17 protein-coding genes are annotated in these 15678 nt (G+C 66.8%); 4 read left to right on the top strand and 13 right to left on the bottom strand.

All coding sequences use genetic code 11. The features are described 5' to 3' along the window. Positions 1-427: 427 nt before the first annotated feature. Entirely contained in the window at positions 428-778 is a 351-nt protein-coding gene (locus V3B41_RS18860; RefSeq protein ID WP_329861780.1) for a DUF1304 domain-containing protein, read from the bottom strand. A gap of 76 nt (positions 779-854) precedes the next feature. Continuing rightward, entirely contained in the window at positions 855-2183 is a 1329-nt protein-coding gene (locus V3B41_RS18855; protein WP_295548387.1) for an MFS transporter, read from the bottom strand. A 286-nt stretch (positions 2184-2469) separates the two neighbouring features. Between V3B41_RS18855 and V3B41_RS18850 the strand changes: the two genes are divergently transcribed. After that, positions 2470-3870 (top strand): serine hydrolase domain-containing protein, encoded by a 1401-nt coding sequence (locus V3B41_RS18850; protein ID WP_049431748.1) that lies wholly within the window; start codon positions 2470-2472, stop codon positions 3868-3870. 142 nt (positions 3871-4012) lie between these two features. Here the strand turns inward: V3B41_RS18850 and V3B41_RS18845 are convergent, their stop codons facing one another. Then, positions 4013-4771, bottom strand: coding sequence for an SDR family oxidoreductase (locus V3B41_RS18845; RefSeq protein WP_049431750.1), 759 nt, complete (start codon positions 4769-4771; stop codon positions 4013-4015). Between the two features lie 114 nt (positions 4772-4885). Here V3B41_RS18845 and V3B41_RS18840 point away from each other — a divergent pair, with 114 nt between their 5' ends. Then, positions 4886-5779 (top strand): LysR substrate-binding domain-containing protein, encoded by an 894-nt coding sequence (locus tag V3B41_RS18840; RefSeq protein WP_049431754.1) that lies wholly within the window; start codon positions 4886-4888, stop codon positions 5777-5779. A gap of 120 nt (positions 5780-5899) precedes the next feature. Here V3B41_RS18840 and V3B41_RS18835 read toward each other — a convergent pair whose 3' ends face one another. The 10 genes from V3B41_RS18835 to nudE form a co-directional block, all read right to left on the bottom strand. Further along, on the bottom strand, positions 5900-6418 hold the full coding sequence (locus tag V3B41_RS18835) for a hypothetical protein (protein WP_019338693.1): 519 nt from the start codon (positions 6416-6418) through the stop codon (positions 5900-5902). Positions 6419-7192: 774 nt separating this feature from the next. After that, entirely contained in the window at positions 7193-7588 is a 396-nt protein-coding gene (gcvH, locus tag V3B41_RS18830; RefSeq protein ID WP_005410701.1) for a glycine cleavage system protein GcvH, read from the bottom strand. A gap of 93 nt (positions 7589-7681) precedes the next feature. After that, on the bottom strand, positions 7682-8794 hold the full coding sequence (gcvT, locus tag V3B41_RS18825) for a glycine cleavage system aminomethyltransferase GcvT (RefSeq protein WP_049431756.1): 1113 nt from the start codon (positions 8792-8794) through the stop codon (positions 7682-7684). Positions 8795-8938: 144 nt separating this feature from the next. Further along, on the bottom strand, positions 8939-9382 hold the full coding sequence (locus V3B41_RS18820; protein WP_049431759.1) for an NfeD family protein: 444 nt from the start codon (positions 9380-9382) through the stop codon (positions 8939-8941). A 1-nt stretch (position 9383) separates the two neighbouring features. After that, positions 9384-10343, bottom strand: coding sequence for an SPFH domain-containing protein (locus V3B41_RS18815; RefSeq protein WP_049431762.1), 960 nt, complete (start codon positions 10341-10343; stop codon positions 9384-9386). A gap of 67 nt (positions 10344-10410) precedes the next feature. After that, positions 10411-10713, bottom strand: coding sequence for a DUF962 domain-containing protein (locus tag V3B41_RS18810; protein ID WP_049431766.1), 303 nt, complete (start codon positions 10711-10713; stop codon positions 10411-10413). A gap of 137 nt (positions 10714-10850) precedes the next feature. Then, a complete protein-coding gene (locus V3B41_RS18805) occupies positions 10851-11180 on the bottom strand; it encodes a YnfA family protein (protein WP_049431769.1) in 330 nt (109 codons plus the stop codon). After that, positions 11177-12016: a nucleoside triphosphate pyrophosphohydrolase gene (gene mazG / locus V3B41_RS18800; protein ID WP_329861779.1), complete on the bottom strand. Its 840-nt coding sequence runs from the start codon at positions 12014-12016 to the stop codon at positions 11177-11179. The genes V3B41_RS18805 and mazG overlap by 4 nt, the downstream gene beginning before the upstream one ends. A 13-nt stretch (positions 12017-12029) precedes the next feature. Then, a complete protein-coding gene (gene cysQ / locus V3B41_RS18795) occupies positions 12030-12833 on the bottom strand; it encodes a 3'(2'),5'-bisphosphate nucleotidase CysQ (RefSeq protein ID WP_099552045.1) in 804 nt (267 codons plus the stop codon). Further along, positions 12830-13393, bottom strand: coding sequence for an ADP compounds hydrolase NudE (gene nudE, locus V3B41_RS18790; RefSeq protein WP_005418435.1), 564 nt, complete (start codon positions 13391-13393; stop codon positions 12830-12832). Before nudE ends, cysQ begins: the two co-directional genes overlap by 4 nt. Before the next feature lie 77 nt (positions 13394-13470). Between nudE and bioA the strand changes: the two genes are divergently transcribed. Further along, positions 13471-14862 (top strand): adenosylmethionine--8-amino-7-oxononanoate transaminase, encoded by a 1392-nt coding sequence (bioA, locus tag V3B41_RS18785; RefSeq protein ID WP_285310460.1) that lies wholly within the window; start codon positions 13471-13473, stop codon positions 14860-14862. Next, the gene (locus V3B41_RS18780; RefSeq protein WP_049431786.1) at positions 14853-15590 is read left to right on the top strand and encodes a 16S rRNA (uracil(1498)-N(3))-methyltransferase; all 738 of its coding nucleotides are present in this window, start codon (positions 14853-14855) and stop codon (positions 15588-15590) included. The genes bioA and V3B41_RS18780 overlap by 10 nt, the downstream gene beginning before the upstream one ends. The last annotated feature ends 88 nt before the right edge of the window (positions 15591-15678 follow it).

Below are 15678 nucleotides of genomic sequence, written 5' to 3'. Positions count from 1 at the left end.
CGCGGGGGACGCCGTGAACCCGTCCATGGGGGCTTGGCCGCGGCATCCATGCCGCGGACACCCCCGCGTACCCACCGCCCCCTGCCTCTGACAGATCTCTGTGGCGTCCACCCACGTAAGAAAAAAAGATGAGCAAGAGCAAAAGCAAAAGCGGCCCTTCGGCCGCCTTTTTTCGTGCGCGCAGAACCCACGAGCGCAGCGACCCGCTGTTGCTCTTGATCTTCTTTTTCTTCTCCGTGGGCTGGCCGCACACGGAACCTGTCAGGGGTGTGGCGGGTGGGCCGTGCAGGGGCGTTGGCGCCATGGATGGCGCCATCGAGCTTACAGGGACGTACTTGCAGCGTCCCCTGCACGGCCCATCCGCCACACCCAACCCATGACCCGCATTCCGCGACCACCCACGAGGGGCTGCGCCGTTGGCTGGAAACTACGCCACCGCGCGAAGAACCAGCGCCAGGATCGCCGGCAGCGCCTGGATCATGAAAATGCGGCGGCTTACGCTGTACGCGCCGTAACACCCGGCCACCACCACGCACGCCAGCGAGAACGTCACCAGCACCGGCTGGTCGATCACCAGCCCCACCACGATGCCCGCCGCCAGGAAGCCGTTGTACAGCCCTTGGTTGGCCGCCAGCACGCGCGTGATCTCGGCCTTCTCCGCTGTGTTGCGGAACGTCTTCAGGCCCAGCGGGCGGGTCCACAGCAACATCTCCAGCACCAGGAAATAGACGTGCAGCAGTGCGACCAGCAAGGTCAGGGCGAGTGCGATCCAGTACATGGGCAGTTCCTTGGACGGGGAAGAAGAATGGGGTCAGATCCCTTTCCCTGAGGGAAAGGGATCTGACCCCGGAACATCAGCGGTCGCGCGGCAGTTTCTTTTCTTCGCGAAGCACGCCGAACGCGGCGGCGGTCATGCACGCGGCCACCAGCATGCCGCCGATGAACACCACATGCGAGCCGAACAGGGACAGGCCCTTGTGCACCCAGGCAAAGCTCAGGTCCGCACCACGGTAGACCACGGTGTCGATGGCTGCGCCGGCCTTGTAACGCCACTGCCGGTCCACGCGGGTGTAGATGGTTTCGCGGGCCGGCTTGGCCAGTGCGAACTCGCTTGCGCGGGTCATCACCTGCACCACCGCCACCAGCAGGGGCATGGGCGAAGCGGCCAGCACCGAGAAGCCGATCAGGATCGCGAAGCCGGGAATCAGCAGCGCCGGTGCGATCCCGTGGCGGGACAACAGCCAGCGGGTCAGGCCCAGCTGCATCAACAGCGCCAGCGCATTCACCGCCAGGTCGATGCGCGAGAAGAACGCGGTGCTCGCTGCCGGGTCGGTGAACGCCGCACGCACGATGGCAGCCTGCTGGTTGTAGAGCAACGTTCCCACGCCCACGCCGAACACCACCATGATCGCCAGCCAGCGCAGCAGGGGCTCGCAAACGATCAGCTTGAGACCATCGAGCACACTGCCGCCCATCGGTTTTTCGCCCGATACCAACTGCTGCTCCTGCTCGCGAAGCACCGCCCAGTGCCGCAGCCTCCAGATGCTCAACAGGCAGATGGCAAGGAAACCGGCCGACACCAGCATCAGGTTGGCGATGCCCACACGCTGTACCAGCGCACTGGTGATGATCGGGCCGAGGAAGGCACCGATGGTGCCCGCCGCGCCGATGTATCCGTAGAAGGCCCGGGCCTGCACATTGGAGAACACGTCGGCCATGAAGCTCCAGAACACCGCCACCGCGAACAGGTTGAAGACGGTGATCCAGAAGAAGAAGGCCATGCCGCGGCCCGGCACGCCGCTGTCGAACATCACGTAGAACCCGAGCAGGGTGACAATGAAGAAGCCGTACACCGCCGGCAGGAACACCCGCCTCGGAAAGCGGCTGACCAGCCAGCCATAGACCGGCTGCAGCACCAGCATGATCACGAACACGCAGGTGAACAGGAACTGCAACACGAAGTCCTTCAGCGCGATGCCATGGCTTCCGAACCAGGCGATCAGCAGCGGTGGGAACACCGTCTCCAGGTCGGCCGACGCGGCCATCGCCTCGCGCACCGGGCGCAGCACGTAGTAGCCGCTGAGCAGGCAGAAGAAGTACAGGAACGACCACCACAGCGCCGGCGACTCGCGCAGCGCCGCCGCCAGCCCCTGCAGCGGCCCTTTCCCCCGTACCGCACTCACGCGGTGTCCCTCGCCTGAAGACGGCGGTTGGACAGCGGCATGGCAGGCTCCGGGGGCGGTGAAGCGCGTACGTTATCCAATGCACTGCAACATCGCCAGCAGGTGGCCGTTTGAAGGCTGCAACGCACTGTCATGGCCGGGCCCGGATGACACGTTCCGATACACGCTTCGGAGGCGTGAAAATTCCAACTTTTTCAACGAGATGCGCATTCATCTTCGCTTTGTTTGTGCACAAGGGAAAAGCGGCGCTAGAATCGCCATCAGCAGTCGCGCACGGGTCACAACGATGAAAAAGAACAGCCTGCGTCGTCCGATCCGTTCGGCGGCCACCGGTTTGCTGGGCATGCTGATGCCTGTTGCCTTGTCCACCACCGCGCAGACACCGCCGGCATTGCCGCCGATGCCGACCAACATCGAATCCGCTGCGGGTCCCACTGTCGCCCACACCCAGCCGGCGGCCTACCGCACCGGCCTGGTGCCGCGCGTGCAGGCCCCGGCGCCCGGCTTCAACGTCGCCAACATCGAATCGATGGCGCAGCAGCTCACCTATGGCGAACGCGTGCCGGGCATGGCCGTGGCGATCGTGCAGGGCGGCCGTATCCTCAGCGCGCGCGGCTATGGCGTTACCGACGTCAACAATCCGCTGCCGGTCGATGCGCACACCGTGTTCCGCCTGGCATCGTTGTCCAAGGCCTTCGCCGGCACCATGGCCGGCCTGCTGGTCAACGATGGCACGCTGCGCTGGGACAGCAAGGTCACCGATTACGTGCCGGGCTTCCGCCTCAACTCGCCCGAAGCCACCGACCGCCTGACGGTGGCCGATGTGCTCAGCCACCGCGTCGGCCTGCCGTACAACGCCTACGACCGCGACATCGAAGGCAACGCCGAGTACTACGCGCTGACCCAGAAGCTGGCCAACACCAGCCTGAAGTGCCTGCCGGGCGACTGCTACGCCTACCAGAACGTGGCCTTCAGCCTGATCGGCGACGTTGTCTACGCCGCTTCCGGCAGCTTCTACGAGCAGTCGGTCGAGCGCCGCATCTTCAAGCCGCTGGGCATGAACGATGCCAGCCTCGGCCTGGCCGGCATCCAGGCCAGTTCGCGCTGGGCGCGTCCGCACGTGCGCAGCCGCAACGGCTGGGTGTCGCTGACGCCGAAGCCGACCTACTACCGCGTCGCCCCGGCGGCCGGCGTCAATGCCAGCGCCAGCGACATGGCACAGTGGCTGCTCGCCCACACCGGGCACCGCCCTGACGTGCTGCCGGCGCCGCTGCTGGCCACCCTGCACTCCAGCCTGATCAACACCCCCGGTGAGATGCGTTCGGGCTGGCGCCGCGAGCGCCTGCATTCGGCCGGCTACGCACTGGGCTGGCGCACCTTCGACTATGCCGGCCACGACGTGGTGTTCCATGCCGGCGCCGTGCAGGGCTACCGCGGCCTGGTGGCATTGGTGCCGGAACGCGATCTCGGCATCGCCATCATGTGGAACGGCGAAAGCGGCCTGCCCAGCGGCCTGCTGCCGACCGTGCTCGATTCCGCACTCGGCCTGCCGGCACAGCGCTGGCTGGATGTGGACACCGACTTCGGCAGCGACAACCTGATGGCCGAAGGCGCAAGCCCGGCGCAGCAGGACAAGCGCAAGGGCAAGGGTGCCTCGAGCAACCGCGCGGTGGCTTCGCCGCGCTGATCTGGCGGGCGCGACCGTGAACGGAAGGGGCGGCCTCCGGGTCGCCCTTTTTTGTTGTTTCGTAGAGCCGAGCCGTGCTCGGCTGAGCGGAATTCTGGCGCAAGGCAGCCGAGCATCGGCTCGGCTCTACAGCTCCGCAGCGCTAGTGCGCGAAGTAGTGCATGCCGCCGTCCACTGGAATCACCGCGCCGGTGATGTAGCCGGCCAGCGGCGAAGCCAGGAAGGCCACCAGCGGCGCCACTTCGTCCGGATCGCCGAAGCGCCCGATCGGAATGTTGCGTGCAATGAACTCGCGCCGGCTTTCCTCGGTGGGATGCAGGCGATCAAGAATCTGCGGGCTGTTGATCCGCCCCGGTGCGATTGCATTCACCGTGATGCCCTGCCCGGCCACTTCGGACGACAGGCCCTTGCTCCACAGATGAAGCGCCGCCTTCGCCGCCGTGGCCGCGTTCACCGTGCGCGGTTCCATCGAACCGCTGAAGTTGATCACCCGCCCCCAGCCCTGCGCCTGCATTGCCGGCAGCAGTGCCTGGCTCAACCGTCGTGCGGCAGAGAAGTTCAGCGCCAATGCCTCCTCCCAGATCGCGTCGGCGGCATCGACGGTCGTTGGCCGCGAGCCGCCAGCTGCGTTGACCAGGATGTCCACCCGCTGCAACGCTGCCAGCGCGGCGTCGGCGATGCGGCGCACGTCCCCGGCGTCGGTGACATCGCCCAGCAGGATGATCGGCGCGAGTGCGCCCGCCGCTTCGATTTCCGCCGCCAGCGCCTGCAGCGGTGCCTGACGCCGTGACGAGATGGCGACACGCACGCCCTGCGCGGCCAGTTGCCTGGCGACAGCGGCACCGATGCCACTGCCCGCCCCGGTGACCAGCGCGGTGCGTCCCTCAAGGTTCAAATCCATGGTGTTCTCCTGTCAGCGCGGCCGGTGGATCCGGCCCGTGCGGTGCATGCTGTTTGATCCCCCCTGATTGATAAACTCCGCACAGGTTTCAGCATTCAACACCCGGAGTGTCAGATGAACCTGCTGGAAAGCATGCAGGTCTACGTGCTGATCGTGGACAAGGGCAGCCTCAGCGCTGCGGCGGCAGCACTGGACATCTCCGCGACGATGGCCGGCAAGCACCTGCGTGCGTTGGAGGCACGGCTCGGCATGCAGTTGCTCAGTCGTACCACCCGGCGCCAGCACATGACGCCGTTCGGCGAGGACTACTACGCCCGCTGCCGGGAGATCCTGCGGCTGGTGGAGGAAACCGATGCGCAGGCCCAGCACCAGCACCTGGCACCGGCAGGCACGCTGCGCGTCAGCGCGCCGGTGATCTTCGGCACGCATGCACTGCTGCCGGCGTTGGCCGATTACATGGCGCACTACCCCGAGGTGCGTGTCGACGCGGTGCTGACCGACCGCGTCGTCAATCTCGCCGAAGAAGGTTTCGAAGCCGCCCTGCGTATCGGTACGCTGGCTGACAGCAGCGCGCTGGTCGCCCGTGCGCTGACACCCTATCGATTGATGATGTGCGCCTCGCCCGGATACCTCGCCCGGCATGGTACGCCTTCCGACCTGCAGGCACTTTCCCGGCACCAATGCCTGTCCTTCGAACCCAGCGCACTGGCGCAGTGGCTGCAGGCCGATGCTGGCGGGCTCGACCATGTGCCCACAGGTCGCCTGCAGATCAACAACGGCGAAGCGCTGCGTACGGCGGCGCTGCATGGGCTGGGCATCGTGCTGCAATCGGCACTGCTGCTGGCTGCCGACGTCGAAGCCGGGCGCCTGGTGCAGCTGTTCCCGGAGCATGGCCGGACCGGCCGGCCGATGCACGTGGTCTATGCCCACGACCGCTACCACTCGACCCGCCTGCGCAGCTTCATCGATTTCCTGGTGGAGCGCTTTCCACCGGCGCCGCACCGCTAGCGTCAACTATCGGAAAGGCAGTCGAGCATGGCTCGACGCGGCAAATGGCCCCATAAAAAAACCCCCTCCCCGCTGGGCAGCCAGGGAAGGGGGTTTCAGGATGCGGCTATCGGGAAGTACTTAGATCAGCGGCGCCGGGGTTGCCGGCAGAGCGACCGGAGCGGCCTTCTTCTTGCGGGCGGCCGGCTTGCGCTTGGCAACCTTCTTCGCTGCCTTCTTCGGGGCAGCCTTCTTGGTGGCCTTCTTCGCGGTCTTCTTTACTGCCTTCTTGGCAGTCTTCTTGACGGCCTTCTTGGCAGTCGCCTTCTTGGCGACCTTCTTGGCAGGCTTGCGGGCCGTTGCCTTCTTGGCAGTCTTCTTGGTGGCCTTCTTGGCTACCTTCTTGACGGCCTTCTTCGCGGTCTTCTTGACAGCCTTCTTGGCAGTGGACTTCTTGGCTACCTTCTTTGCCGCCTTCTTCACTGCCTTCTTCGCAGTGGCCTTCTTGGCGACCTTCTTCGCAGCCTTCTTCACTGCCTTCTTGGCGGTCGCCTTCTTCGCGACCTTCTTCACTGCCTTCTTGGCAGCGGCCTTCTTCGCGACCTTCTTCACCGCTTTCTTGGCGGCGGGCTTCTTCTTCGCAGCTTTCTTGGTTGCCATGGGATGGCTCCTCGTCAGTGATAGGGAGTTGAAACGCCCAGGTGGATCAAACCCGCGGATGCTGCGTGCGGGGACCGCCGGCGCGTCAGGCGCGCCGTTACGGATACGGCAATGCCCGCCTCGATCGGCGGAGCGGGCATCGGAACGGGAAGTGCCTTGCATTTCTCCGGGGGAAGCGGGGCCATGTCCACCGTCATCAGGGTCGCGGTGGTCTTGAAGGGGCTGCTTCGCATCGGACGATTGATTCTGCGCACTCGGTTGGGCAGGCAAGGTCTGCTGAGGCGAAACCTAATCACGGTTTTTTTTACTGTCAACAACCCCCGCGAAAAATTTTCACATCCGCGCCATCCACGGTGTTGCCTGCACGGTCGCCACGCTCCGCCTTCGACGACCACCAAAGCGCCACGCACGCACGTTACCTGCAACGACAACGACGCAAGCGTTGAACAAAAAGCACTTGAAATAAGCACTCCGCGCAGATGCATGCATGTTGGCGGCCACTGCATGCACGCATCGCCAGCAGCGGTCGCCGCCCCCACCAACGCCAGCACAACGGCACCGCAACGGGGGGCGAAAAGTTTTCACATCCGGACGCGTCGGCGCGGGGTGGAAACGCGGATTTGCGCAAAACTGCGCACGCCCCTCGGTACCGTTCGCGGGTCTGCTGATGCCGCGTCGAGGGCGCGCAGCAAACCCTGCGTCATGAGCCGACGTACTCGCCAAAACAAAAACGGCCACCCGAAGGTGGCCGTTGCAGAACCCGGAAACGACGACTCAGTGGTCGTCGTTCTCCAGGGCTTCGGCGTACGCGTCCGGGTCCAGCAGCTCGTTGACCTCTTCAGCGTTGGTCAGTTCGACCACGAACATCCAGCCTTCGCCGTAGGCATCTTCGTTGATGGTTTCCGGCTTGTCGGACAGGGCCGAGTTGACCTCGACGACCTTGCCGCTGATCGGGCTGTAGACGTCCGAGGCGGCCTTCACCGACTCGACGACGGCGATCTGTTCGCCGGCCTTGGCGTCGGCGCCGACTTCCGGCAGTTCGACGTAGACCAGGTCACCCAGCAGGCCCTGGGCGTGGTCGGAAATACCGACGGTGACGCGGCCATTGCCTTCGACACGGGCCCACTCATGGGACTTGAGGAACTTGAGGTCGCCGGGGATCTCGCTCATGGGACTGCTCCAGAGATATGCAGGGGTGGAAAAAACGGGGCTAGTGTAACCAACCGGCCGCCACTGCTGTCAGTGACGACCGGCATGTTCGGATCAGGCGTCGGCGAGCACGCCGGGCTGGGCCTGGCCTTCGCGCACGAACGGGAACTTGACCACGCGCACCGGCACCTGCCGGCCGCGGATGTCGACGGTGACTTCGCCGAGTTCACCGGCCGGTACACGGGCGAAGGCGATGCCCTTGGCCAGGGTCGGCGAGAAGGTGCCGGACAGGATCTCGCCCTGGCCACCCGCGGTGGTCACCGCCTGGCCGTGGCGCAGCACGCCCTTCTCGTCCATCACCAGGCCGATCATCTGGCGTGCGGTGCCGGCAGCCTTCTGCGCTTCCAGCACGTCGCGGCCGATGAAGTCGCGCCCTTCGTCCAGCGACACCGTCCAGGCCAGCGCCGCTTCGTACGGGGTGATCTCTTCGTCCATGTCCTGGCCGTACAGGTTCATGCCGGCTTCCAGGCGCAGCGTGTCGCGCGCGCCGAGGCCGGCCGGCTTCACGCCCGCCGCCAGCAGGCGGTTCCAGAACGCGACCACGGCATCCTGCGGCAGCAGGATTTCGAAGCCGTCTTCGCCGGTGTAACCAGTGCGGGCGACGAACAGCTCGACGCCGTCGTCGGACTGCACCTGGAGGGCGGCGAAGCGGCCCAGCTTGGTCAGCGCCTCGCGCTCGGATTCGCGGGCCAGGCCGATCACGATCCCGCGCGCCTGTGGGCCCTGCACGGCCAGGATGGCCAGGTCCGGCCGCTGCTCGACGCTGACGCCGAACGGCGCGGCCTGCTCGCGCAGCCAGGCCAGGTCCTTTTCGCGGGTGGAGGCGTTGACCACCATGCGGAAGAAATCTTCGCCCAGGTAGTAGACGATCAGGTCGTCGATGACGCCGCCGCGCGGATTCAGCATGCAGGAGTACAGCGCCTTGCCCGGCACCTTCAGCTTGTCGACCGAGTTGGCCAGCAGGCGGCGCAGGAACGGCTTGACCTGGTCACCGCGCAGGTCGACCACGGTCATGTGGCTGACGTCGAACACACCCGACTCGCGACGCACCAGGTGGTGCTCGTCCAGCTGCGAGCCGTAGTGGATGGGCATGTCCCAACCCCCGAAATCGACCATCTTGGCGCCAAGGGCGCGGTGGGTATCGTTGAGCAGCGTCTTCTGGGTCATGACCGGGTCCGGCAGCAGAGGAAACAAGAATCCCCATTATCCCAGATCGGTCGCCCGCAGGCGCGCCGCAGCGCAGCGGCGGAGCTGTAGAGCCGAGCCTACGCTCGGCTCCCACACGAAGAGCAGCCGAGCATGGGCTCGGCTCTACACGGGGCGGTCTGCCACCTCGACCACCAGCGTGCTGCCCCGTACCGCCACCACCCGCACCAGGCTGCCGGCCTGCAGTTCCGGGCCGCTTACCTGCCAGTACGCATCATCGATGCTGACCCGGCCCTGCCCGCCGACGATGCCCTGCTGCAATGGCACCACCCGTCCGACCAGCTGCTCGGCGCGGCGGTTGAGCAACGGTGCATCGCTGGGTCGCGCCCTTGCCTTGCCCCAGCGCCGGTAGCACTGGATCGAGACCACGCTCAGCACGACGAAGGCAACGACCTGCCACAGCAATGGAATGCCGCTGAACACGGCCACCAGCACGAACACGGCGGCCGCGCCGATGCCGATCCACAGCATGAACGCGCCCGGCGCCAGTGCCTCTGCGGCAAACAGCAGCAGTGCCAGCGCGCCCCAGCCCACGACCTCCCAGCGCATGTCAGCCTCCGATCGGCGGCGGCCGCTTGCCTGCGGCCTTGTTGTTCTGGTCGCCCAGTGCCTGCTTGGCCAGTTCGGCCACGCCAGCGATCGAGCCGATCACACCGCTGGCCTCCATCGGCATCAGCACCAGCTTCTGGTTTGGCGAACTGGCCAGCTCCTTGAACGCTTCCACGTACTTCTGCGCAACGAAGTAGTTGATCGCCTGCACGTCGCCTTCGGCGATCGCCGCCGACACCATCTGGGTTGCCTTGGCTTCGGCCTCGGCCAGGCGTTCGCGGGCCTCGGCATCGCGGAACGCCGCCTCGCGGCGGCCTTCGGCTTCCAGCACCGTGGCCTGCTTCTCGCCATCGGCGCGCAGGATCTCCGACTGTCGCGAACCCTCGGCTTCAAGGATCTGCGCGCGCTTCTCGCGCTCGGCCTTCATCTGCCGCGCCATTGCATCCAGCAGGTCGCGCGGCGGCTGGATGTCACGGATCTCGATGCGGTTGACCTTCACGCCCCACGGGTTGGTGGCATGGTCGACCACGCTCAGCAGCTGGGCGTTGATCACTTCGCGCTGGCTGAGCGATTCATCCAGGTCCATCGAACCGATCACGGTACGGATGTTGGTCTGCACCAGGGCGATCATCGCCACTTCCAGATTGGCTACCTCATAGGCCGCCTTGGCCGCGTCCAGCACCTGGAAGAACACCACGCCGTCCACGCGTACGGCAGCGTTGTCCTTGGTGATCACTTCCTGGCTGGGCACGTCCAGCACCTGCTCCATCATGTTCACCTTGCGCCCGACCCCGTACACGATCGGGATCAGGAAGTGCAGGCCGGGGGTCATGGTGTGCGTGTAGCGCCCGAAGCGCTCGACGGTCCATTCGTATCCCTGCGGCACCATCCGCACCGCCTTGAACAGGATCACCACGGCCACAAAGGCCAGTACCACGGTAAAGAACATGGTCGGGAACATCGCGCTTTCCTTATCGATGACGTCCAGGCCCCAGCATAGCGCGTGAGGGCGGCCCCCAGGGCGGCCGCTACCAGGGTACGCGCCGGCGCAGGATGTCGGCGAACATCACCCAGTCGCCCATGAACGAGTACAGCGGATGCTGGAATGTTGCCGGACGGTTCTTCTCGAAAAAGAAATGACCGACCCAGGCGAAGCCGTAACCGCAGAACAGGGCGGCAAGCACGAGGATGGCTTGCCCGCGCAGGATCGCCGCCGCAACCAGCAGCAGCACCCCGCAGCTGCCGATGAAGTGCAGGCGGCGCGACACCGGGTGGCGGTGCTCGCTGAGGTAGAACGGATAGAACTCGCGGAAGCTGGCGAAGCGGGACATGCGCGTGCTCCGGGGACCAGGGGCGCCCCCATCATGCACCTTCCGGGAAGGGAGCGCTGCCCTTGCAGAGCCGAGCCATGCTCGGCTTGCGCGCGCCCGCGCGGCCGGAAGGAAGAGCAGCCGAGCATGGCTCGGCTCTACACTGATGAGGCGCGCGGCCCGAACATGATCACTGCCATGCCGGCCAGGCACAGCGCCGCACCCAGTATGTCCCAGCGACTGGGGCGGATGCCATCGACCAGCCACAGCCAGAACAGCGCGGTGCCGATGTAGACGCCACCGTAGGCCGCATAGACCCGGCCGCTGGCGGTCGGGTGCAGGGTCAGCAGCCAGGCGAACAGCGCCAGGCTGGCGGCCGCCGGCAGCAGCAGCCAGATGCTGCCGCCCTTGCGCAGCCACAGCCACGGCAGGTAGCAGCCGACGATCTCGGCCAGCGCGGTCAGCAGGAACAGGCCGAGTGTCTTCACGCTTTCTCTGCTGCCTTGGCGTGCTGCCACAGCGCTTCCTGCGCATCCAGGTCCATCGCTGCCAACGCTTCCCCCTGCGCGTCGGCCTGCGCTTCCATCGCACGGAAGCGACGCTCGAACTTGTGGTTGGCCCCGCGCAGCGCCGCGCCCAGGTCGATGTCGGCATGGCGGGCCAGGTTGGCGCAGACGAACAGCAGGTCACCCAGCTCCTCCTGCAGGCGCGCCTTGTTGCCGGCGATGTCGCCGCGCTCGAACTCCTCGCGCAGCTCCTGCAGTTCCTCGGCCGCCTTGTCCAGCACCGGGAGCGGGCCCGGCCAGTCAAAGCCGACCTTGGCCGCGCGCGACTGCAGCTTCACTGCCCGCTGCCATTCCGGCAGGCCGCGCGAGATGCCGGCCAGTGCGGAGGTGTCCTGCTCGCCCTTGGCGGCGCGCTCGGCGCGCTTGATCGCCTCCCAGTTGCGCATCACCCCGTCGGCATCATCGACGCTGACCTCGGCGAACACGTGCGGGTGGCGGCGCTGCATCTTTTCGCTGATCGCGCGGGCCACGTCTGCGAAGGCGAAGCTGCCCTGCTCTTCGGCCATGCGCGCATGGAACACCACCTGCAGCAACAGGTCGCCCAGTTCGTCACACAGGTCGTCGAGGTCGCCGCGGTCGATCGCATCGGCCACCTCGTAGGCTTCCTCGATGGTGTATGGCGCGATGGTTGCGAAGTTCTGCTCCAGATCCCACGGGCAGCCGCCCTGCGGGTCGCGCAGGCGCGCCATGATCGCAAGCAGGCGCTCCAGCTCCTCGGAGGCGGCGCTGCCGGTGGTGGGGGTGTCGTGCGCGCTCATGCGGCCTCCAGGGTCAGTCGGACAACCAGTCGCGCCACGGCAGGCTGGTATCACCAAGGGCAATGAAATCGCCGTTCAACAGGGTTTCGCGGCGGTTGTAACGGAAAGGCTTGCCGGTCGCGGCCGACAGCACCGCGCCGCCCGCGGCATGCAACACGCACTGGCCGGCAGCGGTATCCCATTCGGAGGTCGGGCCCAGCCGCGGGTAGACATCCAGGCCGCCTTCGGCGATCCGGCAGAATTTCAGCGACGAGCCCTGCGCGATGGTCTCGATGCGGCCCATGCGCGCCAGCAGCGCCTCGGTTTCCGGCGAGCGGTGCGAGCGGCTGGCGGCGACGCGCAGCGGGGCGGTGGCCGGCGTGCGGGTGCGCAGCACGGTGTCGTGCAGGCCCTGCCGGCGATAGGCCAGCTCGCCACGCATGGCATGCCAGACGATGCCGGTGACCGGGGCCAGCACCACGCCGAAGGCAGGTGCGCCCTGGTAGATCAGGGCAATGTTGACGCTGAACTCGCCATTGCGCTTGACGAACTCGCGGGTGCCGTCGAGCGGATCGACCAGCCAGTACGCGCCCCAGTGGCGCCGCTGCTCCCACCCCACCTGCGCCGATTCCTCGGACAGGATCGGCAGGTCCGGAGTCAGCTGCTGCAGGCCCTGCTCGATCACGAGGTTGGCGGCCAGGTCGGCGGCGGTAACCGGGCTGTTGTCATCCTTGATCTGCACCTCGAAGCCATCGGCATACACCTGCATGATGGCTTGTCCGGCTTCCTGGGCGATGGCGATGGCGGTCTCGCGCAGGTCCGTGGTCAGTTTGATCATCGCGTTCCCTGCAGCCACTGGCGCGCGATGAACAGCGCCGCCAGCGAGCGTCCCTCGGAGAAGTCCTCGCGCAGCATCAGCTGGTCCAGTTCGGCCAGCTTCCACGGCACCACTTCCAGTTCTTCCGGCTCGTCACCGGCCAGCTTTTCCGGATACAGGTCACGTGCCACCACCAGCCACGACTGATGGCTCATATAGGTCGGGGCCAGGGTCATTGCGCGCAGCACGTCGACCCGGCGCGCACCGTAACCAGCTTCTTCCTTCAGCTCGCGATCGGCGGCCTGCTCGGGGGTTTCGCCGGCGTCGATCCGGCCCTTGACCAGGCCCAGTTCGTAGCGGTGCATGCCGGCGGCGTATTCACGCACCAGCAGCACGGTCTCGTCATCCAGCATCGGCACCACCACCACCGCGCCGTGGCCACGGCTGACCAGGCGCTCGAAGCGGCGACGTTCGCCGTTGGAGAACTCCAGGTCCAGGTGCTGGCGCTGGAAGGGGCCGTTCTCCTCATCGGTGATCCGATGGATGATCGGCAAGCGACGGCCGGCACGGTCATCGTTCATGCGGAATCTCCGCGGCGGCCGGCGCCAGCGCCGGGGCCGATAGAATGTGCAGGCAGCAACATGTTCATGAGCCCGAAATGCTAGCAGACCCAACCCCCTCCCCGCTGGCCCAGCACTGGCGGCAACGCGACCTGCAGGTGCTGTGGCACCCGTGCACGCAGATGCGTGAGCACCCGCACACCCTGCCGCTGGTGCCGATCGCCCGTGGTGAAGGCGCATGGCTGATCGACCACGACGGCAACCGCTACCTGGACGCCGTCAGCAGCTGGTGGACCAATCTGTTCGGCCATGCCGAGCCGCGCATCGGCGGCGCCATCGCGGCGCAGGCCGGGCAGCTGGAACAGGTGATGCTGGCGGGCTTCGGCCACGAGCCGGCGATCACCCTGGCCGAGCGCCTGCTGGCGCTGGCGCCACGCCAGCCCGGCCGCGAACCGCTGGCCAAGGTGTTCTACGCCGACAACGGTTCGGCCGGCGTGGAAGTCGCGCTGAAGATGGCGTTCCAGTATTTCCAGAACCGTGGCGAGCCCCGGCGCACGCGTTTCATCGCGCTGGAGAACGGCTACCACGGCGAGACCCTTGGCGCGCTGGCGATGGCGGACATCCCGTTGTACCGCCGCGTCTACGCACCGCTGCTGGCCGAAGGCCTGTTCGCGCCCTCGCCCGATGCCTACCTGGCCGAGCCGGGCCAGAGTGCCGCTGATCGTGCACGCCAGGCTGCCGATGGCCTGGCCACCCTGTTCGACCAGTATCCCGGCGAGATCTGCGCGGTGGTCCTGGAGCCACGCCTGCAGTGCGCTGGCGGCATGCGCATGCATGACCCGGTCTACCTGCAGCGTGTGCGCGAACTGTGTGATGCGCACGGCGCATTCATGATCGCCGACGAGATCGCCACCGGCTTCGGCCGCACCGGCACGCTGTTCGCCTGCGAGCAGGCCGGTGTGATGCCGGACCTGATGTGCCTGTCCAAGGGCCTGACCGGCGGCTTCCTGCCGCTGGCCGCGGTACTGGCCACGCAGGCACTGTACGACGCCTTCCTTGATGACTCGCGCGAGCGCGCCTTCCTGCATTCGCACAGCTACACCGGCAACCCGCTGGCCTGTGCGGCCGCGCTGGCGACGCTGGACATCTTCCGCGACGACGATGTCATCGCCCGCAACCGTGGTATCGCCTCGGTGATGGGCACGCTGGCTGCGCCATTCAGCGACCATCCGCACGTGGCCGACGTCCGCCAGGCCGGCATGGTGGTGGCCTTCGAGCTGTCGCGTGATGGCAACAAGCGCACCCCGTTCGACCCGGCGCTGCGACTGGGCCTGCACGCCTACAAGGCCGCGCTGAAGCGTGGCGTGGTGCTGCGTCCGTTGGGCGACGTGCTGTACTGGATGCCACCCTACTGCGTGGATGACGAACAACTGGAGCTGCTGGCACATACCACGCTGGCGGCGATTGACGAGGCGATTGCATGCGCGTGACCCGCTGCCCCATCGACCTGGCGCTGCACAGCGGCCAGACCCTGACCCTGCCGGAAGAGACGGCAAACCACCTGGTGCGGGTGATGCGCCTGCGCGAGGGTGATACCTGCGTGCTGTTCAACGGCGATGGCCACGACTACAGCGCCACGCTGACCGCGGCCGGCAAGCGCGAGGTGCAGGTGCGCATCGATGCGGTGCAGCCGGTGGACAACGAATCGCCGCTGGCGATCACTCTGCTGCAGGGCATTGCCCGAGGCGAGAAGATGGACCTGATCCTGCAGAAGGCCACCGAGTTGGGCGTGAGCGCCATCGTTCCGGTGAATGCCGAGCGCACCGAGGTGAAGCTGGATGCCGCGCGCGCGGAGAAGCGCGTGGCGCACTGGAACAACGTGGTGACCTCGGCCTGCGGCCAGTCCGGGCGCGCACGTATTCCGCAGGTGGGTTCGCCGTTGTCACTGGCGCAGGCTGCGGCGGCACTACCCGCCGATACGTTGCGGCTGACACTGGATCCGCTGGGCGCGCATCGCCTGTTGACGCTGGAGGCTGCGCCGGCCGGTGGCATCGTGATCGCGATCGGCCCGGAAGGCGGCTGGTCGCCGCGCGACCGTGATCAGCTGGCAGCAGCAGGCTTCCAGGGCCTGCAACTCGGCCCGCGCATCCTGCGCACGGAGACGGCCGGCCTGGCCGCGATCGCGGCGTTGCAGGCGCGGTTGGGCGATCTGGGGTAAGGCTGATTCGTGGTAGTGGCGGGGGGGGGGGGGGGGGCGCCGGGGGGGGGGGGTTGGGCGGGCCCGGGGGGCCAGCCCCCCCCCCCCC

Origin of the sequence: Stenotrophomonas sp. SMYL89 (assembly GCF_036319985.1) — a bacterium.
Classification (GTDB): Bacteria; Pseudomonadota; Gammaproteobacteria; order Xanthomonadales; family Xanthomonadaceae; genus Stenotrophomonas; species Stenotrophomonas maltophilia_Q.
The sequence above is the reverse complement of the archived record's forward strand: the minus strand, read 5'-3'. Positions and strand labels throughout refer to the sequence as shown.